This window comes from Mesorhizobium sp. Cs1299R1N1 (assembly GCF_037179655.1).
Classification (GTDB): Bacteria; Pseudomonadota; Alphaproteobacteria; order Rhizobiales; family Rhizobiaceae; genus Mesorhizobium; species Mesorhizobium salmacidum.
The window spans coordinates 364,086-384,813 of record NZ_JAPYKR010000003.1 but is presented as its reverse complement, the minus strand read 5'-3'; the positions used below and the strand labels follow the sequence as shown (position 1 = coordinate 384,813).

Annotated in this window: 28 protein-coding genes; 13 read left to right on the top strand and 15 right to left on the bottom strand. The window is 63.5% G+C overall.

The annotated features are described in order from the left end of the window. The first annotated feature begins 297 nt into the window (after positions 1-297). From O7A70_RS08715 to O7A70_RS08690, 6 genes are all read left to right on the top strand, one after another. Positions 298-675 (top strand): ester cyclase, encoded by a 378-nt coding sequence (locus O7A70_RS08715; RefSeq protein ID WP_337140010.1) that lies wholly within the window; start codon positions 298-300, stop codon positions 673-675. Positions 676-796: 121 nt separating this feature from the next. Then, positions 797-1,078, top strand: coding sequence for a type II toxin-antitoxin system ParD family antitoxin (locus O7A70_RS08710; RefSeq protein WP_032936299.1), 282 nt, complete (start codon positions 797-799; stop codon positions 1,076-1,078). After that, positions 1,075-1,359 carry a type II toxin-antitoxin system RelE/ParE family toxin gene (locus O7A70_RS08705; protein ID WP_027146272.1) on the top strand — a complete coding sequence of 95 codons (285 nt, stop codon included), beginning with the start codon at positions 1,075-1,077 and terminating at the stop codon, positions 1,357-1,359. Before O7A70_RS08710 ends, O7A70_RS08705 begins: the two co-directional genes overlap by 4 nt. A gap of 148 nt (positions 1,360-1,507) precedes the next feature. Continuing rightward, complete coding sequence (locus O7A70_RS08700) at positions 1,508-2,569, top strand: YeiH family protein (RefSeq protein ID WP_337140009.1); 1,062 nt, start codon at positions 1,508-1,510, stop codon at positions 2,567-2,569. Positions 2,570-2,773: 204 nt separating this feature from the next. Then, positions 2,774-3,823: a helix-turn-helix domain-containing protein gene (locus O7A70_RS08695; RefSeq protein ID WP_337140008.1), complete on the top strand. Its 1,050-nt coding sequence runs from the start codon at positions 2,774-2,776 to the stop codon at positions 3,821-3,823. Positions 3,824-4,001: 178 nt separating this feature from the next. Beyond that, the gene (locus tag O7A70_RS08690; RefSeq protein WP_337140007.1) at positions 4,002-5,051 is read left to right on the top strand and encodes an alpha/beta hydrolase family protein; all 1,050 of its coding nucleotides are present in this window, start codon (positions 4,002-4,004) and stop codon (positions 5,049-5,051) included. Between the two features lie 16 nt (positions 5,052-5,067). Here the strand turns inward: O7A70_RS08690 and O7A70_RS08685 are convergent, their stop codons facing one another. From O7A70_RS08685 to O7A70_RS08665, 5 genes are all read right to left on the bottom strand, one after another. Then, a complete protein-coding gene (locus O7A70_RS08685; protein ID WP_337140006.1) occupies positions 5,068-5,565 on the bottom strand; it encodes a GAF domain-containing protein in 498 nt (165 codons plus the stop codon). 182 nt (positions 5,566-5,747) lie between these two features. Beyond that, positions 5,748-6,062 (bottom strand): GYD domain-containing protein, encoded by a 315-nt coding sequence (locus tag O7A70_RS08680; protein WP_337140005.1) that lies wholly within the window; start codon positions 6,060-6,062, stop codon positions 5,748-5,750. A 282-nt stretch (positions 6,063-6,344) separates the two neighbouring features. Beyond that, positions 6,345-6,503: a hypothetical protein gene (locus O7A70_RS08675; RefSeq protein ID WP_337140004.1), complete on the bottom strand. Its 159-nt coding sequence runs from the start codon at positions 6,501-6,503 to the stop codon at positions 6,345-6,347. A 123-nt stretch (positions 6,504-6,626) separates the two neighbouring features. Then, positions 6,627-8,243, bottom strand: coding sequence for a chaperonin GroEL (gene groL, locus O7A70_RS08670; RefSeq protein ID WP_337140003.1), 1,617 nt, complete (start codon positions 8,241-8,243; stop codon positions 6,627-6,629). Positions 8,244-8,301: 58 nt separating this feature from the next. After that, positions 8,302-8,616, bottom strand: coding sequence for a co-chaperone GroES (locus tag O7A70_RS08665; RefSeq protein ID WP_337140002.1), 315 nt, complete (start codon positions 8,614-8,616; stop codon positions 8,302-8,304). A 243-nt stretch (positions 8,617-8,859) separates the two neighbouring features. Here O7A70_RS08665 and O7A70_RS08660 point away from each other — a divergent pair, with 243 nt between their 5' ends. Together O7A70_RS08660 and O7A70_RS08655 are read left to right on the top strand one after the other, a co-directional pair. Continuing rightward, the gene (locus O7A70_RS08660; protein ID WP_027146267.1) at positions 8,860-9,114 is read left to right on the top strand and encodes a hypothetical protein; all 255 of its coding nucleotides are present in this window, start codon (positions 8,860-8,862) and stop codon (positions 9,112-9,114) included. Continuing rightward, a complete protein-coding gene (locus O7A70_RS08655; protein WP_337140001.1) occupies positions 9,111-9,377 on the top strand; it encodes a DUF1488 domain-containing protein in 267 nt (88 codons plus the stop codon). Before O7A70_RS08660 ends, O7A70_RS08655 begins: the two co-directional genes overlap by 4 nt. Here the strand turns inward: O7A70_RS08655 and O7A70_RS08650 are convergent, their stop codons facing one another. The 3 genes from O7A70_RS08650 to O7A70_RS08640 form a co-directional block, all read right to left on the bottom strand. After that, positions 9,378-9,596 carry a DUF6500 family protein gene (locus O7A70_RS08650; protein WP_337140000.1) on the bottom strand — a complete coding sequence of 73 codons (219 nt, stop codon included), beginning with the start codon at positions 9,594-9,596 and terminating at the stop codon, positions 9,378-9,380. Between the two features lie 73 nt (positions 9,597-9,669). Then, positions 9,670-9,861, bottom strand: coding sequence for a hypothetical protein (locus O7A70_RS08645; RefSeq protein ID WP_027146264.1), 192 nt, complete (start codon positions 9,859-9,861; stop codon positions 9,670-9,672). A 4-nt stretch (positions 9,862-9,865) separates the two neighbouring features. After that, positions 9,866-10,072 (bottom strand): hypothetical protein, encoded by a 207-nt coding sequence (locus O7A70_RS08640; protein WP_337139999.1) that lies wholly within the window; start codon positions 10,070-10,072, stop codon positions 9,866-9,868. Between the two features lie 363 nt (positions 10,073-10,435). Here O7A70_RS08640 and O7A70_RS08635 point away from each other — a divergent pair, with 363 nt between their 5' ends. From O7A70_RS08635 to O7A70_RS08615, 5 genes are all read left to right on the top strand, one after another. Beyond that, the gene (locus O7A70_RS08635; protein WP_337139998.1) at positions 10,436-11,479 is read left to right on the top strand and encodes a LacI family DNA-binding transcriptional regulator; all 1,044 of its coding nucleotides are present in this window, start codon (positions 10,436-10,438) and stop codon (positions 11,477-11,479) included. 75 nt (positions 11,480-11,554) lie between these two features. Then, positions 11,555-12,802, top strand: a complete 1,248-nt coding sequence (locus O7A70_RS08630) for an ABC transporter substrate-binding protein (protein ID WP_337139997.1) — start codon at positions 11,555-11,557, stop codon at positions 12,800-12,802. A gap of 377 nt (positions 12,803-13,179) precedes the next feature. After that, positions 13,180-14,106, top strand: a complete 927-nt coding sequence (locus O7A70_RS08625) for a carbohydrate ABC transporter permease (protein ID WP_337139996.1) — start codon at positions 13,180-13,182, stop codon at positions 14,104-14,106. Further along, a complete protein-coding gene (locus tag O7A70_RS08620; RefSeq protein WP_337139995.1) occupies positions 14,106-14,963 on the top strand; it encodes a carbohydrate ABC transporter permease in 858 nt (285 codons plus the stop codon). The genes O7A70_RS08625 and O7A70_RS08620 overlap by 1 nt, the downstream gene beginning before the upstream one ends. A 22-nt stretch (positions 14,964-14,985) precedes the next feature. Then, the gene (locus O7A70_RS08615) at positions 14,986-16,968 is read left to right on the top strand and encodes a glycoside hydrolase family 127 protein (protein WP_337139994.1); all 1,983 of its coding nucleotides are present in this window, start codon (positions 14,986-14,988) and stop codon (positions 16,966-16,968) included. A gap of 177 nt (positions 16,969-17,145) precedes the next feature. Here the strand turns inward: O7A70_RS08615 and O7A70_RS08610 are convergent, their stop codons facing one another. The 7 genes from O7A70_RS08610 to O7A70_RS08580 form a co-directional block, all read right to left on the bottom strand. Then, positions 17,146-17,544, bottom strand: a complete 399-nt coding sequence (locus O7A70_RS08610; protein WP_337139993.1) for a DUF1801 domain-containing protein — start codon at positions 17,542-17,544, stop codon at positions 17,146-17,148. 34 nt (positions 17,545-17,578) lie between these two features. Beyond that, positions 17,579-18,022 (bottom strand): DUF1801 domain-containing protein, encoded by a 444-nt coding sequence (locus O7A70_RS08605; protein WP_337139992.1) that lies wholly within the window; start codon positions 18,020-18,022, stop codon positions 17,579-17,581. Between the two features lie 12 nt (positions 18,023-18,034). Then, positions 18,035-18,256, bottom strand: coding sequence for a hypothetical protein (locus O7A70_RS08600; protein WP_337139991.1), 222 nt, complete (start codon positions 18,254-18,256; stop codon positions 18,035-18,037). 37 nt (positions 18,257-18,293) lie between these two features. After that, entirely contained in the window at positions 18,294-18,686 is a 393-nt protein-coding gene (locus tag O7A70_RS08595) for a VOC family protein (RefSeq protein ID WP_337139990.1), read from the bottom strand. An 87-nt stretch (positions 18,687-18,773) separates the two neighbouring features. Beyond that, positions 18,774-19,205, bottom strand: coding sequence for an SRPBCC family protein (locus O7A70_RS08590; RefSeq protein WP_337139989.1), 432 nt, complete (start codon positions 19,203-19,205; stop codon positions 18,774-18,776). Next, positions 19,202-19,525 carry an ArsR/SmtB family transcription factor gene (locus O7A70_RS08585; RefSeq protein ID WP_027146469.1) on the bottom strand — a complete coding sequence of 108 codons (324 nt, stop codon included), beginning with the start codon at positions 19,523-19,525 and terminating at the stop codon, positions 19,202-19,204. Before O7A70_RS08585 ends, O7A70_RS08590 begins: the two co-directional genes overlap by 4 nt. Before the next feature lie 357 nt (positions 19,526-19,882). Next, complete coding sequence (locus tag O7A70_RS08580; RefSeq protein WP_337139988.1) at positions 19,883-20,611, bottom strand: gamma-glutamylcyclotransferase; 729 nt, start codon at positions 20,609-20,611, stop codon at positions 19,883-19,885. Positions 20,612-20,728 lie beyond the last annotated feature (117 nt).

Here is a 20,728-nt window from a genome sequence, read left to right as displayed (position 1 = left end):
TGTGGGAAAGGAAGCGGATCTATAAAGCCGGTCTTCCTCGTCGCGCAATCAGCGTGCCGCTCCGCACGGTGCGAAGGCGGCGTCGCTTGGTGTCGGCGGGCGCGAGAACGAACATGGCGGCAAGCTGGAGCAGCAACCGTGATGCGTCAAGGCACCGTCTGGCCCGGTCGTTGGGCCAACCGCCGCCGGCGACGCCGGCCTTCCCGCCGTTGGTCGACGCCTTCGGGTAAAGCGCTGGATTGTATCCGTGGCCGTTCTATCTTCCCGATCGGGCGTTCAAGCAATGGAGCCATCGCCGTGAGCGAAACCGATCTCTATCGAGGCTATATCGACTGTCTCAACAACCAGGATTGGCAAAGGCTGCATCGCTTCGTCCATGACGAAGTGCATTACAATGGCGACCGGGTTGGACTGTCAGGCTACCGCGACATGCTGGAGCGGGATTTCCGCGAAATCCCGGACCTCTATTTCGACGTCCAGCTGTTGATCTCCGACCCGCCATTCATTGCGAGCCGCCTCCAGTTCAACTGCACGCCCAAGGGAACTTTCCTCGGCCTGCCCATCAACGGCAGGAAAGTCTCCTTCAGCGAGAACGTGTTTTACGAGTTTCTCGACGGCAGGATCAGGCACGTCTGGTCGGTGATCGACAAGGCGGCGATCGAAGCGCAGCTCTGACGCAGTCGCCGCTGCGCGAATGAAATCCGCGAAGGCCTTGAGCGGGGCGTCCAAGGCGGGCTATCGCCCTTGCGTCAGGTAGTAAACTTGCCTACTTTGCGTACGTAAGGAGAACATGCGGATGGCCAATGTCGAGAAAGTGAGCGTTGCCCTAACGCCTGAAATGGCAACCATGATGCGCGAGGTCGTCGCGGCGGGCGAATACGCGTCGGCGAGCGAAGTTATGCGCGAGGCCTTGCGCGAGTGGAAGTTTCGTCGGACGCAACGCGACCATGCCATCGATGAGTTGGGCCGGCTTTGGGACGAAGGCATGGCAAGCGGGAACGCCGTAGACGGACGGGATGCCTTCGCCCGGATCAAAAGCAAGCTCGAGGCGAGGATCGCCGAGCGCACGTCACGATGACGCTGCGCCTACGGCCGGAGGCCGAAGCGGATATCGAAGCCATCGCACTTTATATAGCCGAGGACAGTCCCTCGGCGGCTTTGCGTTGGTATGATGAAATCCACGCCCATTGCCAACGCATCGCCGACATGCCGGGCATGGGCGTTGCCCGACCGGAAGTGCGAGCAGGCTTGCGCACGTTCCCGGCCGGAAATTACTTGATCCTTTATCGCCAGACAGACGACGGGGCGGAGATCGTGCGTGTTGTCCATGGAGCACGGCGGTGGCAGGAGTTGTTGTAGCCCGACGTATTGCACCCTCTCAGTTCGGTGCCCGACTTTCCCAGACTGACAATCGTTCGGAAAACTCGATCATTCTAACGAAAATAATTCGTTGGAATGATTGATCCTGAAATGGCATTTCTCCGCTGCACTCGCCTGGAGAATTGCATTGCCTTCCCTGACCCGCATCGCGAACGATATTCCGAAAAGCACGATCTCCGAGGATCTGGCGCAGGGCCGCAAGCGCCTCGATTCCCTTTGGAACGGCATCATCCCCGGCATCGTGCTGGTGGCGATGATCACCGCCGTCGCCTTCTCGGCCCGCAATGTCTCCGGCTTCGCCCTGTTCAGCCCGATGATCCTGGCCGTCGTCGCCGGCATGATCTATTCCAACGTGCTCGGCACACCGGTGCACGCCAAGGCCGGCATTGCCTTCTCGCAAAAGCGCCTTTTGCGCTTCGCCATCGTGCTGCTCGGTTTCCAGCTGACGCTCGGCCAGGTCGTCTCGATCGGCGCCGGCGGCGTCGGCATCGTGGCGCTGACCCTTGGCGCCACCTTCCTCTTCACCATCACGCTCGGCCGGCTGATCGGCGTCGACGCCAGGCTGGCGCAGCTGATCGCCGCCGGCACCTCGATCTGCGGCGCCTCGGCGATCGTCGCCACCAACATCGTCACCGATGCGCGCGACGAGGACGTTACCTACGCCGTCGCCTCGATTACCTTGTTCGGCACCTTCGCCATGCTCGGCTTCCCGCTGCTGGCGCCGCTGCTCGGCCTCGACCAGCACGCTTTCGGCCTGTGGGCGGGCGCCTCGATCCATGAGGTGGCGCAGGTCATCGGCGCCGGCTTCCAGAACGGCACCCAGTCCGGCGAGATCGCCACCGTGGCCAAGCTCACCCGCGTCGCCATGCTGGCGCCGATGGTCGTCGCGCTCGGCCTGATGGCGCGCCGCGGGAGCAGCGACCAGTCGACGGCGCGACCGCCCATGCCGTGGTTCGTCGCCGCCTTTGTCGCCGTCGTGGCGCTGAACAGCCTTGTCGCGATACCGGCCGAAGTGAAGCAGGCGATGGCGCTCGCCACCACCATCATGCTGACCATGGGACTGGCCGCCATGGGCCTGCAGGCCGACATTTCGCAGTTGCGCTCGCGCGGCCTGCGCCCGCTGGCGCTCGCCTTCTGCGCCTTCCTGTTCATCGGCTGCTTCAGCCTGATGCTGGTGAAATTGGCCTGAGACGGGCTGAGCCCGATCGCTGGAGCAATTCCAGGAAACGGGCGTAGCGGTTTTCCCGGGAGAAGCGCGTAGCGCTTCCCCCTGGGAACTGCGTAAAAACAAGCAGTTAAAGCTGGCCGGAGATTCTATCGAACACCGAACCGCGCCAATTGGGAATCGAGACCACTTCGGCTAGGGTCCGCCTGTCAGCACAGAGCCCCACCCATGCCGTTCGTTCCCTTGCCCTTCGTCGTCGCGCTGTTGCTGTTCATCCTGCTTTGGGTCGTCGCCAGGCGCGAGGATGAGGCTGCGCCCAACCTGCCGCTTCTTGGCCTGATCCTGCTTGCCGCGCTGCAATCCGTATTAACCGGCCTGCGCTGGGGTTATGGCATCCGCGAGGTTGGCTACGTCGCTCCCGTCTCCGCCGCCATCATGCCCTCGCTGCTCTATGCCGGCGTCTCGAAGCTGGTCCGCACCAGCGACCGCCGGTGGCCGGCCTTGCTGATGATCCATGCGGCGCCGGCGGCAATCGTCATGCTGCTGATCATCGTCTGGCGCTATGCGGTGGACGTGGCGCTCATCGCAATCGACTTCATCTATGCCACAGCCATCCTGTGGCTGTTACGGTCCGGCGCGGACGGGCTTCGGCTCGCGCCTTTCGACGGCGCGGTGCCTGCCTACAGGGCCATCATCGCGGCGGCATCGGCACTATGCCTGTCGGCCCTGGTCGACATGCTGGTGTCCTTCGAGCTGGCATCAGGCCATGACGACCGTGCCGCCACGATCATCGGCATCGCCAATCTTTTCATTCTCGTCATTGTCGGGGTAGCGGCGGCGGCGGCCAGCCAAAGCCATGTTCCCGGCGCCGTAGCCGATCCGATGGACGTTTCATCGCCACCCGATGCGAGCGAAGACGCCGACACGATCCTTAGGGTGAACGAGCTGATGCAGGAGAAGAAACTCTACCGCGACGCCAATCTCAACCTCAACCGGCTTGCCCGGCGCGCCGGAATTCCGGCGCGCCAGATCTCGGCGGCCATCAACCGGGCTATGGCCAGGAACGTCTCGCAATATGTCAACGAACACCGCATTGCCGAGGCCTGCCGGCTGCTCGGCGAAACCGGCCAGTCCGTCACCGAAATCATGTTCGCCGCCGGCTTCCAAACCAAATCGAACTTCAACCGCGAGTTCCGCCGCGTGACCGGCACGACCCCACTTGCCTGGCGCGAGAAGAACGCGCAGGCGCCATCCCTTGCGAGCCGCGTGAGCGGTTGAGTACGCCGTTCCACGGCGGCCGTACCAAATCGCGATTGTGGACGTCCTTGATCACGATCGAGGTCGCGGGTGCTGCCCGGATCCGGCGATATCGCGTCATCGACGTGGCGACCAAAGCTGTTGCCCGGAGCCTTCGGGGTCTCCAGCGATGGCGCGCTTTCGGTGAACGGAGGACTTAATGACATTTCGAACCGCGCTTTGCACCATCATCGTTTCCACGCTTGCGCTGCAATATCAGGCCAATGCCGGCGAAGCCGTCGGAGTTCGCCAAGTTGCCGCCCGATCGGTGGAGCGCGGCGGCGATCTCGACGTCACCGTCTGGTACCCGGCAGAACCGGGCGGTGTGGCTGTCATGCTCGGCGACAGCCAGCTCTTCACCGGAACGTCCGCCGAGCGCGATGCGCCGATATCCCCCGGCAAATTCCCGCTCATCCTGCTCTCGCATGGCGCCGGTCTGGCCGGCATCCCGCAAGCCCTGAGCTGGATAGCGTCGCCCCTGGCGGGTCAAGGCTTCATCGTCGCCGCGCCCACCCATCCGGGAAATGGCGGGAAAGACAGGTCCGCCGCCGAGACGATGAAGCTGTGGTTGCGGCCCACCGATCTGGCGGCAACCCTGGACGCGATGGAAAACGAGGCCTCCTTCCGGCACCACATCGAGCAAGGCAAAGTGGGCGCCCTTGGCCTCTCCATGGGCGGCGGCACGACGCTCGCCATTGCCGGCGCGCGCGTCGACCCGAAGCTGCTGGAGGCCTATTGCGACACCGACCTGCTCAACGCCTCGCTGTGCGGCTGGGTGAGGCAAAGCGGCGTCGACCTCCACGCCATGGACATGCGGCTTGCCGGCCGCGACAACAGCGACCGGCGCGTCCGCTTCGTCATGGCGATCGACCCCGCACCATCGGATATCTTTGATGCCGGGAGCTTTTCCGGCATCAAAATCCCGGTCGATATCGTCAATCTTGGCTCGCCGGGGAAAATCCCCGCGACCACCGATGCGTCGGGCATCGCCAAGGCGATCCCCCATGCCAGCTATGCGACGATCGGGGATGCCAGCCATTACAGCATGTTCGGCGAGTGCAAGCCCGGCGCGCCGGCGCTCATCATATCCCTAGAAATCGGCGATCCCGTATGCGACGACGGCACGGGCCGATCACGCGCGCAAATCCACGCGCAACTGATCGACATGGCGACCATGGCCTTCAAGCGCGCGCTGAAGGCAGCGCCTTGACTATGCTGCCCGAGAATCAGTCCTGGAACGAACTCGCCGCGACATAGATCGCCGCCAGTGCCTCGATGCCGGCCTGGTCGGCACTGTCGAAACGGCCGGGCGTCGGGCTGTCGAGGTCGAGCACGCCGAAGACGCCCTCGTCGTCTTCCAGGAGCACCACCATCTCGGAGCGCGAGGCGGCGTCGCAGGCGATGTGGCCGGGGAAATCATGCACGTCCTTGATCAGCATCGAGGTGCCGAGTTCGACCGCCGTTCCGCATACGCCCTTGCCCACCGCGATGCGCACGCAGGCCGGCTTGCCCTGGAAGGGGCCCAGCACCATTTCCTCGTCCGATGCCAGGAAGTAGAAGCCGGCCCAGTTGAGGTCGGGCACCATCTGGAAGATCAGCGCCGAGGTGTTGGCGGCGTTGGCGATCGAGTCGTGCTCCCCCTCGAGCAGCGCCTTCAATTGCTTGGCGAGGTCACGATAGAAAGCGACCTTGTCTGAGGTATCGATGGCCTGGGCCGCAAACATGACTTGTCTCCGAACTGAGAAGCGCGGTTCCGTTTCCGCAAGCTCTCTGCACCAAACGACCACCCGACGATACTAGCTTGAATTCCAGTCGCCGCGAAAGTCGGAAGAAGATGCCCTGTCGGACACTCGGCAGCACGGCACGTCCATCGAACCGTGCTGCCTTGATCAAGAAGGCAAGTTCGTCAGCCGGCGGGTTTGTACGCGTCCGCAGCCTTTTTGGCGGCCGCGAGCACTGCCTTCATATCGAGTTCTTCCAGTACAACCATCTCGGTCAACGAGCCGCTCGCTCGCACCGCAAGGGACATGCCAATCCCCGCTGACTGGTCCGGCACCTCGCCATTGACAACGACGTCATAGATGCCGCGCGTGAACATCACGCTGCTCACCTTGCCGCCAACGCTTTCAAAAAGCGCCTTGACCGCAGCCTGCCTGTCCGAGCCTTGCATCAATCCTTTGGCGGCATGAGGCGCATAGTTTGCCAAGATAATCACTTTCATGGGTATTTCCTCCAAATGTCATTGTCTCGTGCTGCTCCATAATTCGAGCGGCACGGAGTGATTTATTTTTCGGAACAATCGCAAGCGCCCCCGGGACGCGTTGGCGGCCAAGGGCTCGCTGCCGGACAAATATGCGCTTAAGCTAATATAATGACAATACCGGACACTCCGACACTGCCGACGGGAAGTTGTCTGGCTGGACCACGCTCGGCCAACGGCATCGAGCTCGCGCCGTTGACACGCGATGTGGTCTGAGGTTGAACGGCCAGTAGCGGCGCGGCCTTACATCGGGCGTTTGGGTTCGGCCTTTGGTGGCGCCGCCGTATCCGGATCGGACTTCTTGTGCTTGTCGGCGGCAATCCTGCGGATGCGGTCGAAGCGGCTTTCCTCGGTCGTTTCGGTCGTGACGGCCGTCTCTGGCTTCTGCGTGAACACGATCATGGATCGATCTCCTGGCTAGAGGCCCGTGCGCCGGGAGAAATCCCCGGCGGTAATATCGAATCTCACAGGTCGGGCCTGAAAAGGTGGCCTCCATGAACCACCTTTCGCAGTCCGGGCTGGATCTTAGTAGCCGCCGCCGCCCGCCGGTGCCGCATCCTTCGGCGGGACGTCGGTGATCATAGCCTCGGCGGTGATCAGCAAGGCCGCGATCGAGCCGGCGTCCTGCAATGCTGCGCGCACCACCTTCGCCGGGTCGACGATCCCGGCCTTGATCATGTCGACATAGACCTCTTTCTGGGCGTCGAAGCCCTGATCGTGGTCCTTGCTGTCGGCGAGCTTGCCGACAACGATCGAGCCCTCGACGCCGGAATTCTCGGCGATCTGGCGAATCGGCGCCTCAAGCGCGCGAAGCACGATGGAGATGCCGGCGGTGACATCGGCGTTGGCGCCATTCAGGCCTGATAGCGCCGAACGGGCACGAAGCAGGGCTACGCCGCCGCCTGGCACGATGCCTTCTTCCACGGCTGCGCGCGTGGCGTTCAGCGCGTCGTCGATACGGTCTTTCTTTTCCTTCACTTCCGATTCGGTGGCGCCGCCGACGCGGATGACGGCAACGCCGCCTGACAGCTTGGCCAACCGCTCCTGCAGCTTTTCCTTGTCGTAGTCCGAGGTCGTCTCCTCGATCTGGCCCTTGATCTGGGCGACTCGTGCCTGGATGGTCGCCTTGGTGCCGGCGCCGTCGATGATCGTGGTGGTGTCCTTCTCGACCAGCACGCGCTTGGCGCGGCCGAGCATCTCGATGGTGACGTTTTCGAGCTTGATGCCGAGATCCTCGGAAATCATCTGGCCCGATGTGAGCACCGCGATGTCTTCCAGCATCGCCTTGCGACGGTCGCCGAAGCCCGGCGCCTTGACGGCCGCGACCTTGAGGCCGCCGCGCAGCTTGTTCACGACCAGGGTGGCGAGGGCCTCGCCTTCGACGTCCTCGGAAATGATCAGCAGCGGCCTGCCGCCCTGCACCACCGCTTCGAGGATGGGCAGCATCGCCTGCAGATTGCCGAGTTTTTTCTCGTGAATGAGGATGTAGGGGTCCTCAAGCTCGGCGCGCATCTTGTCGGCATTGGTGACGAAGTAGGGGCTGAGATAGCCGCGGTCGAACTGCATGCCTTCGACGACGTCGAGTTCGGTTTCGGCGGTCTTGGCTTCCTCGACGGTGATGACGCCGTCATTGCCGACCTTGTTCATCGCCTTGGCGATCATTTCGCCGACGCTGGCGTCGCCGTTGGCGGCAATGGTGCCGACCTGCGCGATCTCGGCCGACGACTTGACCTTCTTGGCCTTCGCCTTGATTTCCCCGACGACGGCGGCGACGGCCTGGTCGATGCCGCGTTTCAAATCCATCGGGTTCATGCCGGCGGCGACCAGTTTGGCGCCTTCGCGCAGGATCGAAGCGGCCAGCAGCGTGGCTGTCGTGGTGCCGTCACCGGCGAGGTCGTTGGTCTTCGAGGCCACTTCGCGCACCATCTGCGCGCCCATGTTCTCGAATTTGTCGGCAAGCTCGATTTCCTTGGCGACGGTGACGCCATCCTTGGTGATGCGCGGGGCGCCATAAGCCTTGTCGATGATGACGTTGCGGCCCTTGGGGCCCAGCGTCACCTTCACCGCATCGGTGAGGATTTCGACGCCGCGCAGCATGCGGTCACGCGCATCGGTGGAGAATTTGATTTCCTTGGCGGACATGATTTTTTCCGTTCGAGTTTGAGGGGCCAGTCGCCGCGCCGAACGCGCGGCGCTCCAGTCAGGCGGCCTTCTTGGCTTCGACAGCCTTTTCGATGACGCCCATGATGTCGGCTTCCTTCATGATCAGCAGGTCTTCGCCGTCGATCTTGACCTCGGTCCCCGACCATTTGCCGAACAGGATCAAGTCGCCGGCCTTGACGTCGAGCGGAACGAGCGCGCCCTTTTCGTCGCGCACCCCCGGACCGACGGCAATGACTTCGCCTTCCTGCGGCTTTTCCTTGGCATTGTCGGGAATGATGATGCCGCCCTTGGATTTTGTATCGCCTTCGGCGCGCCGGATGACGACGCGGTCGTGGAGTGGACGGAACTTCATGAGAACTTCTTTCTGGGGCCGGCATAGGCGGCCGCGCCCTCTTTATAGGCGGTTTGGCACTCGATAGATAGGAGTGCCAAAATTTATCGTGGGACGGAATTAGATATTGGAAGTATTATTTTCGCACCCGGTTTCCTGATATCCGAAATCAGCCAAATATTTCAAAAAGTTGAATTTTGCCGGTCGAGCGCCTATTTATCTGACAAGTTCGTTTTCACGATTTCATGCGCAAAGGAGACTTCGATGGCCGACGGCAATCAGACGATCATGGAAAAAGCTGAAGCCCGCTTTGTCGACAAGCAGAAGAAGAACGCGGAGCGCAACAAGGCAACCGCCGAATACATGTCCGAGGCGAAAGCCAGGGAGATCAAGACGGCAAGGCTGAGGGAGTTGCGGCTGGCCAAGGAAGAGGCCGACCGCGTGGCGGAAGCGCTGAACCCGACGCCTAAGACGAAACGGGTGGCCAAGAAGGCTGCCACGACGGGGGTCAAGACATGAGCCTGACTTTTCCCAATCGCAGCCGCAGCTATGACGTGGCCGGCCAACGCATTCGCTTCGTCGGCCATGATGGCATGCTCCAGATTTCCTTCTCCGTGGCCGCCGACGCCATGACCAGGATACAGCCGGACACCGCCGCCGACGAGGCCGGCTATCTTGCCGCCTTCGACAGGTCGAGTTCCACTATCCACGATGTCGCCGCCAAGGCCTACGGCCGCACCCACAAGAGCCTGTATGCGCTGACGGCCGCCGATTTCGGCTGATCAGCAGAGGTGCGCGACCATCGTGCGTATCTTCGCAGCCTTTTCAAAATGGTCGAGGCGGTGGGTTCTGATCCACCAATCGGCGACTTCCATCAGCAACTCGGGGTCGTCGTTCCTGTTGGCGAAGAACGCATAGAACGACACGCCGACGCTGGGCCCTTTTTCGGAAATCCTGCGGTCACAGACCTCCAGTATCTTCTGCTTCAGGCTGGCTCTCACGGGAATCCTCTGATTTGCGGTGCGGCGGGATCTTGCCCGCGCCAAGTGCCGCCCTCGGCAAACGTTGGACAGGTCAGGACTTACGTTCGGCCCTCTCCCGGCGCTTGACGTCGCGGATATTCATCTGATCGACCAGCGCGTTGGCATCCTGCGGGCTCATGCCGACCATCACCCTTTGCCTGACCACCGCGGGCTGGCCGGTAAAGACATCGATGATGGCCCAGCTTTGGGGCAAGTCCATGCGCAGTGTATAACGGTCGGCCATGCGGCTAGCCTCGCGCGAAGAGAAATGCGGCGCCGAGAATAGCGACCGTCCAGACGACGACCGACAATTGCAACGCCGTGGCGCCATGCGAGGCCAGGGCCTGCCGCAATCGCGCCGCAAGACCTGCCGGCCGGACCGGCACAGGAATGACGGCAACCGGTGCCTTGGCGCCAAGTTTTCCAAAGACGGGCAAGAGCGACGGTTTACGCACGAAACTGACCTCGAATGTCGCGAGATGGGCTCCCCGGCAAAGGGATGCCCGGCCCCTCCATAGCACCCTTTCGCGAACTCCTTGCATACCAAATCGGCGCCACCTGCCGATCGGTCCGGGAGATGTCGGATCCTTTCAGCTGGCGCACGCGGCCAACAGTGGTCCCCGCTTCGATTGACGGCACCCATCGCGAAATCCGATCTCGCGAGCGACCACAACTTTTCCCCTTGATCAGTCCTTCGATCTGGCCTAGCCTTGAGTTGAGAAAAGGTTTTTCCAGTTAAGGATCGGGCTCGGCCATTGGCCGGGCCTTATTCCGGCCGGTAAGGGAAAACCTTTTCCCAACTAAGGATTCTTGCCGCGATGGCATCGGACGCCCCGCCAGTTCCGGTCTTTCCCAAGCCCGTCACCTTGCGTGACGTGGCCGCGCAGGCCGGCGTCAGCGTCGCTACCGCCTCCAAGGCGCTCAACGACCAGGGGCGCATGACGGCCGAGACCCGCGAGCGCATCCGTGAGACGGCGCGCAGCCTGGGTTTTCGTCCCAACAGCCTGGCGCAGAGCCTGCTCAGACGCCGCTCCTTCACCGTCGGCCTGCTCACCAATGATACCTATGGCCGTTTCTCGCTGCCGCTGATGTCGGGTATATCGGACGCGCTGGTCGATGCCGGCGTTTCGGTGTTCCTGTGCAATGTCGAGGAGGATCCGCGCCTCGGCCAGCTCCATGTCGAGGCCATGCTCGACAAGCGCGTCGACGGCATCATCGCCACCGGCAAACGCATCGACCGCCATTTGCCGGTCGATCTCGCCAATCTGCGCGTCCCGGTGATCTACGCCTTCACCCAGCCCGATCCCGACGCCGTCGCCTTCGTCTCCGACGACGGCGACGGGGCGCGGCTGGCGATCGAGCATTTCTGCCGGCTCGGCCGCAAGCGCATCGCCCATGTCAGCGGACCGGCGAGCTTTGCCGTGGTGCACGAACGGGCGCAGGCTTACCGCGCCGTGCTGACGGAAAACGGCCTCCCGGTGATCGAGCCGCTGCTCGGCTCCTGGTCGGAAGCCTGGGGACATGACGCCGTGGCAAAACTGTTCGACACCAACGGCGAAAAACCGGACGCCGTCTTCTGTGGCAACGATCAGATCGCGCGCGGCGTCATCGATGCATTGCGCGAACGAGGCTTGAGCGTTCCCGGCGATGTCGGCGTCATCGGCTTCGACAATTGGGAGATCGTGGCCGAGGCGACCCGCCCGCCGCTGACCTCGGTCGACATGAACCTGGCAGCACTGGGCCGCGAGGCCGGGCTAACCCTGCTTTCCCTGGTCGGCGGCAAACCCGCCACGCCAGGTATCAGAAAACTGCCGTGCCGGCTGGTGGTGCGGCAGTCCTGCGGCCGCCTGCCGGATGGCTGAGAAAGACGGCTGAAGAACGAAGCGCCGCAATCGGCGGCAAGCCGCGCATCGCGGCCAAATGTGGAGGAGGAGAACATGAGGACTTTGATTGCCAAACTGGGCCTGACGGCCGCCGCCCTGGGCTGCGGCTTGCAATTTGCCGCCGCCGATACCGCCAACATCTGGGTACGCGCCGACGGCTCGAACTTCATGCCAAGGATCGTCGACGCCTTCAACAAGGGGAACAAGGACCAGGTCAAGCTCGACATCATCCCCAATGCCGAGATCATCCCGAAATATGGCGCGGCGGCGGCCGGCGGCACGGCGCCCGACGCGCTGTCGCTCGACCTGATCTACACGCCCTCCTTCGCCGCCGCCGGCCAGCTGGAGGACATCACCGACTGGGCGAAGTCCCTGCCCTATTTTTCCAGCCTGTCGCCGGCGCATGTGAAGACCGGCACTTACAAGGACCATATTTACGGCTTGCCCTTCTCGGCCGACGCCTCGGTGCTGATCTGGAACAAGAAGCTGTTCAAGCAGGCCGGCCTCGACCCCGAGAAAGGTCCCGCCAACTGGGCCGAGATCGAAGCCGACGCCGAGAAGGTCAATGCGCTTGGCGGCAACATCAAGGGCTTCTACTTCTCCGGCAATTGCGGCGGCTGCAACATCTTCACCTTCACGCCGCTGATCTGGGCCTCGGGCGGCGACATCCTGTCGGAGGACGGCTCGAAGGCGACGCTGGACAGCCCGCAGCTGCGTGGCGCCATTGATCTCTACCGCTCCATGGTCAAGAAGGACCTGGTGCCGGCGGGCGCGCAGACCGACACCGGCGCCAATTTCTTTGCCGCCTTCGCCGCCGGCAATATCGGCATCTCGCCGTCCGGCGCCTTCGCCATCGGTGCGCTCAACACGCAATATCCCAATGTCGACTACGGCGTCACCTTCCTGCCGGGCAAGGATGGCAACTGGTCGTCCTTTGCCGGCGGCGACAATTTCGTCGTCACCAAGGGCACCAAGAAACTCGCCGTGGTGAAAGAGTTCCTGGACTTCGCCTATTCGCTCGAAGGCCAGACGATCCTCGCCAAATACGGCAGCCTGCCAGTGCGCGGCGACATCGCCAAGGACGCGCTCAAGGATCTCGATCCGCGCTACCAGATCGCCGCCGAGGCGATGGCCAAGGGCAAGACGCCCTATTCGGTGGTGTTCAACGACCTGATCAACTCCGCCAACGGCCCGTGGACGCAGATGATCAACGAGGTCTTCTTCGGCGACGACGTCGACGGCGCGATCGCCAACGCCCAGGAGACTATGCAGTCGATCATCGACCAGGCGCCGCAGAAGTAAGCGCACGCCTGTCCGGCCGCCCGCCTGTCTCCCTGGGCGGGCGGCCGGAAATTGTTTTGATTCAAATAGCAGGCTATCGCGTTGAGAAACCTCACTTTTATCACGAATTCGGTGCGTGGCAAGGCTCGCTCCCCCTTCTCCCCTTGTGGGGTGAGAAGCGGTCCGCGCAGCGGACGAAAAGCCAACTGCTTGGCTTTTCGAGCTTCGAACGCCCTGAGCCTGCGAAGGGCCGGGGGGTGGCCGATCCACCCTGCCGGGTCCCCGCTGCTTCGCAGCGTCCCGGCGTTCGCTGGCCTTTCATCGTGCCACCGGCACGATGAATTCGCCTTCGGCGAACCGGCCGCTCACCCCACAGGGGGAGAAGGAGGAGCTCAGCCATGACCGCCATCACCACAACCACCGCCCCGCCCCGCGTCCGAAAACTCGTCGGTGCCGGGCGCCGGCAATGGATCGGCCTGCTTTATGTCGCGCCGGCGGTGGCGCTGGTCATGCTGTTCTTCGTCATCCCGCTCGGCATGACGGCCTGGATGTCGCTGCACAACTGGCCGCTGATGGGCGAACACTCCTTCATAGGCCTCGGCAATTACTGGGCGATCCTGCGCGACACCAGGTTCTGGAACGCGCTGAGATTCACCGGCTACTACACGCTGGTCGTCACCATCGCGATCTTCGCCGTCGCCTTTCCGCTGGCGATCTTCATCGAGCGGCCGCGCCCGTTCACCAATCTCTACCGCACCATGTTCTTCATGCCGGCGGTGGTCGGCTTTGCCTCGGCGAGCCTGCTCTGGTCATGGCTCCTCAACGTCGATTCCGGCCTGTTCAGCCCGGCCGCCTACGACCTCGGCCTGATCGACAAGAAATTCAACCTGCTCGCCACCTTCCAGCCGGCCTTCTGGTCGATCATCGCCATGGTGGTGTGGAAGGTCGCCGGCTTCACCATGATCATCCTGATGACCGGCCTGCAATCGATCCCGCAGGACCTGCAGGAGGCAGCCGTTATCGACGGCGCCGGACCGTTCGCGCGGTTCCGGGCGATCACCCTGCCGCTGATGCGCCGCACGCTGGCGCTGGCGCTCATCCTGTCGGTGGCCGGTTCGATCCTTGCCTTCGACCAGTTCTACATCATCCTGCGCGGCGGCCCGCGCAACCAGACGCTGACGGCGGTGTACTGGATCTTCAACCAGTCCTTCGTCTCGTTCAAGCTCGGCTATGGCGCCGCGCTTTCCATGGTGCTGCTGGTCATCCTTGTGGCGCTCAGCCTCGTCCAGCTCTGGTTGCTGCGCAAGCCCGAGGGGCTCGACTGATGGCGCAGGCGATGTCAGGCAGAGGCAAGCTCGCCGCGCACTTGGCCAGGCACTCCACCGGCATCGTCGCCTCGGTGCTGTTCGTGGCGCCGATCGTGTGGACGGTGCTGTCGGCCTTCAAGCCGGCGCAGGAGGCCCGCCTGCCGCCGCTGCCGCCCTGGCCGACGACCGGGTTCTCGCTGGAAAACTACGCCACGTTGAACAGCTTCGGCGATGGCCTGTGGGCCTCGGCGCAGAACAGCATCTATGTCTCGGTGATGACGGTCATATTGTCGGTCATCGTCAGCGTGCTCGCCGGCTACGGTTTTTCGCGGTTTCGGTTTCCCCTGAAGGATCTGTTCTTCGTCCTCATCCTGTCGACGATCATGATCCCGTTCCAGTCGATCCTGACGCCGATCTTCCTGGTGCTGACCAAGCTTGGCCTGCACAACACGCTGACCGGGCTGGTCGGCGTCTATGTGACGCTGCAGCTGCCGTTCTCGATCTTCATGATGCGCAATGCCTTCGACGCGGTGCCGCGCGAGATCGAGGAAGCCGCGCGCATGGACGGCGCCGGCAACGCCACCATGCTCATAAAGGTCATGCTGCCGCTGGTCTGGCCTGGCGTCGTCACCATCGCGCTGTTCGCCTTCCTCGGCGCCTGGAACGAATTCCTCGCCGCCCTGGTGCTGATGACCGACCAGTCCAAATTCACGCTGCCGGTGATGATGACCGCACTTCAGTCGGGCCGTTTCGGCGCCATCGACTGGGGCGCCGTGCAGGCGGGCGTCACCGTGATGATGGTGCCGTGCCTGATCCTGTTCCTCGCTTTGCAGCGCTTCTACATCCGCGGCCTGATGGCCGGGGCCGTCAAATAACAGACCGAATTGGAGTGAGTTCATGACCGGATCGCAAACCGCAAGAACGGCTAGAACGGGCAAGCCGAAGCTCGCCTTCCGCCCGCTTCCGGTGCCGCAGGTGGACGTGCGCGGCTTCTGGGGCGACCGCGCCGAGGCGGTCGCCACGCGCACAGCCGACATCCTCTACGACCGCTGCGTGGAGGCGCGCATGCTGGAGCAGATCGACCCCGACCGCCCCTCGCCCGGAATTGTCATCCCGTTCCACTCGCCGTCTCCCGACGAGGCCGCCTCCCCCGGCTTCACCGGTTCGACGGTGACCACGCAGATGTTCTGGGATTCCGATCTCGGCAAGACGATCGAGACCGCGGCCTATTCGCTCTACCGGCGCAAGAACCCCGAACTGGAGAACAAGATCGACGCCGTCATCGACATGTACGGCAGGCTGCAGCAGGAGGACGGCTATCTCTCCAGCTGGTATCAGCGCATCCAGCCCGGCAAGCGCTGGACCAATCTGCGCGATTGCCACGAGCTCTATTGTGCCGGCCACCTGATCGAGGGTGCGGTCGCCTACTACCAGGCGACGGGCAAGCGCAAGCTGCTCGACATCATGTGCCGCTACGCCGACCACATCGCCTCGGTACTCGGGCCCGAGCCCGGCAAGAAGAAAGGCTATTGCGGCCATGAGGAGATCGAGCTGGCGCTGGTGAAGCTGGCGCGGGTGACGGGCGAACAAAAGTACATGGAGCTGGCCAAATACTTCATCGACCAGCGCGGCCAACAGCCGCATTATTTCGACGAGGAGGCGCGCGCGCGCGGCACCGACCCGAAGGCCTATCATTTCAAGACCTACGAATACAGCCAGTCGCACATTCCGGTGCGCGAGCAGGACAAGGTCGTCGGCCATGCGGTGCGGGCCATGTATCTCTATTCGGGCATGGCCGACATCGCCACCGAATATGGCGACGACACGCTGCGGGTGGCGCTCGACCGCCTGTGGGACGACCTCACCACCAAGAACCTCTACATCACCGGCGGGCTCGGGCCGTCGGCGCACAATGAGGGGTTCACCAGCGACTACGACCTACCCAACGAAACCGCCTATGCCGAAACCTGCGCCTCGGTCGGGCTGGTGTTCTGGGCAAGCCGCATGCTCGGCATGGGACCGAACGCCCGCTACGCCGACATGATGGAACGCGCGCTCTATAACGGTTCCATCTCCGGCCTGTCGCTCGACGGCTCGCTGTTCTTCTACGAGAACCCGCTGGAAAGCCGGGGCAAGCACAACAGATGGAAATGGCACCGCTGCCCCTGCTGCCCGCCCAATGTCGGGCGCATGGTCGCCTCCATCGGCAGCTATTTCTACAGCCTGGCGGACGACGCCCTTGCCGTGCATCTCTACGGCGACTCCGCCGCCCGCTTCGACATATCGGGCGTGCCGGTCACGCTGGCGCAAGCGAGCCGCTATCCCTGGGATGGCGCGGTCGAGATCACGGTCGAGCCGCAGGCGCCGGTGGCGTTCACGCTGCATTTGCGGGTGCCGGGCTGGAGTTCCAGTGCCAAGCTGGAAATCAACGGCGAGGCGGTCGACCTCGAGGAACTGACCAGCGACGGCTACGCCGCGATCCGGCGCAACTGGACAAAGGGCGACCGTGTCCGGCTCGATCTCGAAATGCCGATCGAGCGGCTCTACGCCAATCCCGAGGTCCGGCAGGATGTCGGCCGCGTCGCGCTGTCGCGCGGGCCGCTGATCTACTGCGTCGAGGCGACCGACAATGACACCAGCCTGCATCGCCTGACCCTGCCGCGCACGGTCGGCATAGAGGCGCATGACGAACCGGACCTGCTCGGCGGTGTGGTGACGCTTTCAGCCACGGCGCAAGCCGATGCCGGCGACGGCTGGCAGGACGGGCTCTATCGTTCCGAACCGCCGGCCAAGGTCGAGACGCGGCTGACCGCCATCCCCTATTTCGCCTGGGACAACCGCGAGCCCGGCGAGATGCTGGTCTGGCTGCGGGACGGCTGACCGCGGACGCCTTGGCCGCTCGAACAGAACATGCCGAAGCCGATGCGCTGGACGATGAAAGAGTGGATCACCGGGCGCCGGCGTCGCGGCCAGCCCCTCTCGCCCCGTTTACGGGGAGAGATGTCCGGCAGGACAGTGAGGGGCAGCACCGACGGCGGCCTTTGTCGACAGACGCGGTTACCTTCGCGCCTTCGATTTGTTCAACGCCACGGCGGCGCGCACCAGCGCCTTGAAGGCCTCCTCGTCGATCTCTTCGCCCTTCTGGAAATCGATGGCGCGGCGCGTATTGCCTTCGAGGCTGGAGTTGAACAGGCGTGCGGGATCGGGCAGCGCAGCCCCTTTGGCGAAGGTCAGCTTGACGACGGCCTTGTAGGTCTCGCCCGTGCAGATCATGCCGGCATCCTCCCACACCGGGACGCCGCGCCATTTCCAGGTCTCGACCACGTCGGGATCGGCTTGATGGATCAGCGCGCGCAGCCGCCCCAGCATCTCGCCGCGCCAATCGCCGAGTTCGCTGATCCTGCCGTCGATCAGCTCGGAGGGGGATTTGCTGTCCTGCAGTCCGGTGGTCGTCATGCCGTTTCTCCTTCAAACGCTGGAAATAGCGCGCTCACATGCGCTCGCCAGGCAATTGGCTGGCCTGCTTCACCCAGGCGCTGAACTGCGCCTCGTCGAAGGCCTCGTCCTCGTGGATGTGGACATAGCGCGTATCCCTGCTCTTGGACGCGACCGGCGGCACCGGGTCCAGCGACTGGCCGCGAAAGAAAGCCACCTTGATGTATTTGGCGAAGCAATGGATGTTGAGGAACCAGCCCTCGCCTTCGACGCCGTAGAAGGGCGAGTTCCATTTGACCGCCTTGTGGACACCGGGCACGGCGCGCTCGATGAGCGCGTCGAGGCGCTGGCCGACCTCGCGTTTCCAACCCGGCATGGCCGCGATGTAGGCCTGCACCGGGGCGTCGCCATAGCCCTTGGCGATCTGCGGGTTGCCGCCGGAAAGCAGCTTCGGCTCGGCCTTGGCGGGCTCGCTCGATTTCTGCTCGATCTTGGCCATGCGGCTTCCTTCCTATCCGTTGGCCCGCTGCACGCTGCGTCCCCTGGAAATATAGGGCAGCACGAACATATAAAGGCCGCTGAACAGCAAAAGAAAGAGCGGCAGGAGTGGCGAATAGACCACCCAGGCGGGAGGCTGCCCGAACGCCATGGTGGCGAAGTTCGCGGCGACGGTTGCCGTAAAGATGATCGACAGCCAGCGATGCGTCTGCCTGATCCATTTGCTCCAGTCCAATGCTACCTCCTCTTGCATGCGTTGAAACCGGCGCCCCTTACCAGCGCGCCAGCTCCGTGATCTGGACGAGATTGCCGCAGCCATCATTCACCTGGGCGATGGTCGAGCCGGTCACCGCGGTCGGCGCCATGGCGAAGGCACCGCCATTCGCCTTGATGCGCTCGTGGTCGCCCTTGATGTCGTCGGTGAACAGCATCAGCGCCGGCTGGCCCTGTTTGAAGGTCGCCTGCTGGTAGGCCTTGGCCGCCGGGTTGTCGTTCAGCGCCAGCTGCAATTCGGTCCCGTCGGGCTCTTCGGCCGAGACGACCGTCAGCCAGCGGAACGGCCCGTTGCTGAAATCGGCTTTCTTGGTGAAGCCCAGCACGTCGGTATAGAAGGCAAGCGCCTTTTCCTGATCGTCGACATAGATGCTGGTCAGTTTGAGTTTCATCGCTTTTTCTCCATGGGTTTTGCTGGCGGAGAACCGCCCTTTAATAGTGTTAATAGTGCCGTGTGGCTTTCGGCCTGGCCGGAGACCTCAGTCCGTCCGCGCCAGAAGCTCTTCCAGCTTCTCCAGGAATTGCGGCCACCCCACCTTGGCGCCGCCATAGGCCCGCCTCTGGTCGGGCCGGAAACCGGCCTGCTCCATGCGCAGATGGGTTCCCGTCGGCGTCGGGGTGAGCGTGAAAGTCACCACGCTCCTGAGATCGAAGGCCGGATCCTTGTGCGCCAGGTTCCAGCTGTAGGACAGCGTCTTGTGCGGCTCGACGGCAAGCACCTCGCAGTCCAGTACGCCGCCCCAGTCGGCGCTGATGTTGAAGCGATGGCCCACGACCGGATCGAAATCGTTCTTCATCAGCCACTCCTCGATCAGATGCGGTTGCGTCAGCGCGCGCCAGAGTTTTTCGGGTGGATGGGAGATTTCCCGCTCGACGACGACAGTGCGGGTCTCCTGGGCACTATCGTTCACTGGTCCATCCTCTTGAGCAAATCCTCGAGGTCGTCGAACCGGCTTTCCCAGAACCCCGCCATATGGCGTGTCCAGTCCATCAGCGGCGCCAGCGCGGCAAGCTGCGCGCTGTAATGCGTCTGACGGCCCTCATGCCGGTCGCGCACCAGCCCGGCCTGCTTCAGCAAGCCGAGATGCTTCGACACCGCCGGCTGCGAGACGCCGGACTGGATTGTCAGAGCGCCCACGGTCTGCTCCCCCTGGCGGCACAATCGTTCGAAGATGGCGCGCCGCGTCGGGTCGGCAAGCGTCCTGAACAGCGCATCGTGAGCATCGGTCATGTCTAATCAATAACCCGTTGGCTATTGGTTACGTATAACCGCCGGGATATGTATGTCAAGCCGGAACATGGAGCGACAGGAATATCGGTGAGATGGACGGCAAAGCCAACATAGTTCCTTCGGCGGTGGACGCGATCGCCTTCACCCGCTGACAGCGGCTTCGTCCCAACCGGACGAACAGACTGTTCATCGTGGCCAAATCAGCTATTATAGGTAAGGGCCTGCCGCAACGTAGTTTGCTCAATCCATGGCCCCTTCCGCTCAGGCGACCGTCGATACCCCGCCCCCCCGCCCTTCGGCGGTCGTCAGCCATTTCCTGTTCACGCAGGCGCATTCGCGCGGCGCCGGCTCGGTTTTTCAGCGGGCATGGCTCCGCCCGATCTCCTGCGCCACCAGTTCCTGCAACTGCCACAGGTTGCGGTCGCGGATGCCGCAGGCGTCTAGGTGGCGGATCGTCTCGAACAGATATTGCGCGCCCGAGCCCCAATGGCCGACGGCTCTGGCCAGCGTCGCCGCGACCGCGGGCTTGTCGAGCTTGCCGGCATAGCGCGGATTGGCGGGATCGACGACGAAGCCGAGCGCCTGGCCCGTCCCGCCTTCGGTGCTGACCCGCAGCCAGCGCGGCACGTTGACGGCGGGCAGGATGGTCATCTCGCGGCGCAGCAGCGCTTCCAGATTGTCGGCCACCGGTTCGGCGATCTCGAACACCATCCCCTGGCACTGGCCGCCACGGTCGAGCGCCATCATCAGGCCGGGCTGATCGAGCGTGCCGCGAAAGCGCTGCACGGTGAAGCAGAACGACCGGTGCCAGCCCCGCGCCACCGCCCGTTCGCCACCCCGCACCTCTCCCGCCGGTTTCCACAGGAGCGAGCCATAGGCGAACAGTTTCAGCGGCCCGGCCGGCGCGCTGGCCAGGATCTCGTCGCGAAACCGCGCATAATCCTGGTCGGTCATATAGACCATGCCCGGCGTCGGCCCGGCATCCTCGACCGCGCGCAAGGTGCGCGCCACCAGCGCCTCGGTCAGCGCCATCGGCGGCTTGCGGAGCGCGGGCTTGCGCGGTGCGGCGGAAATCGGCTTGTTCATTCGCATGCCTCGGCCATGGCAGCCATGTTGCCCAGCGGAGGCAGATACTCAAGAGGCTGCCGACGCTGCCAATCTCCCCCCAAGCGGGGGAGATGTCCGGCAGGACAGAGGGGGGCG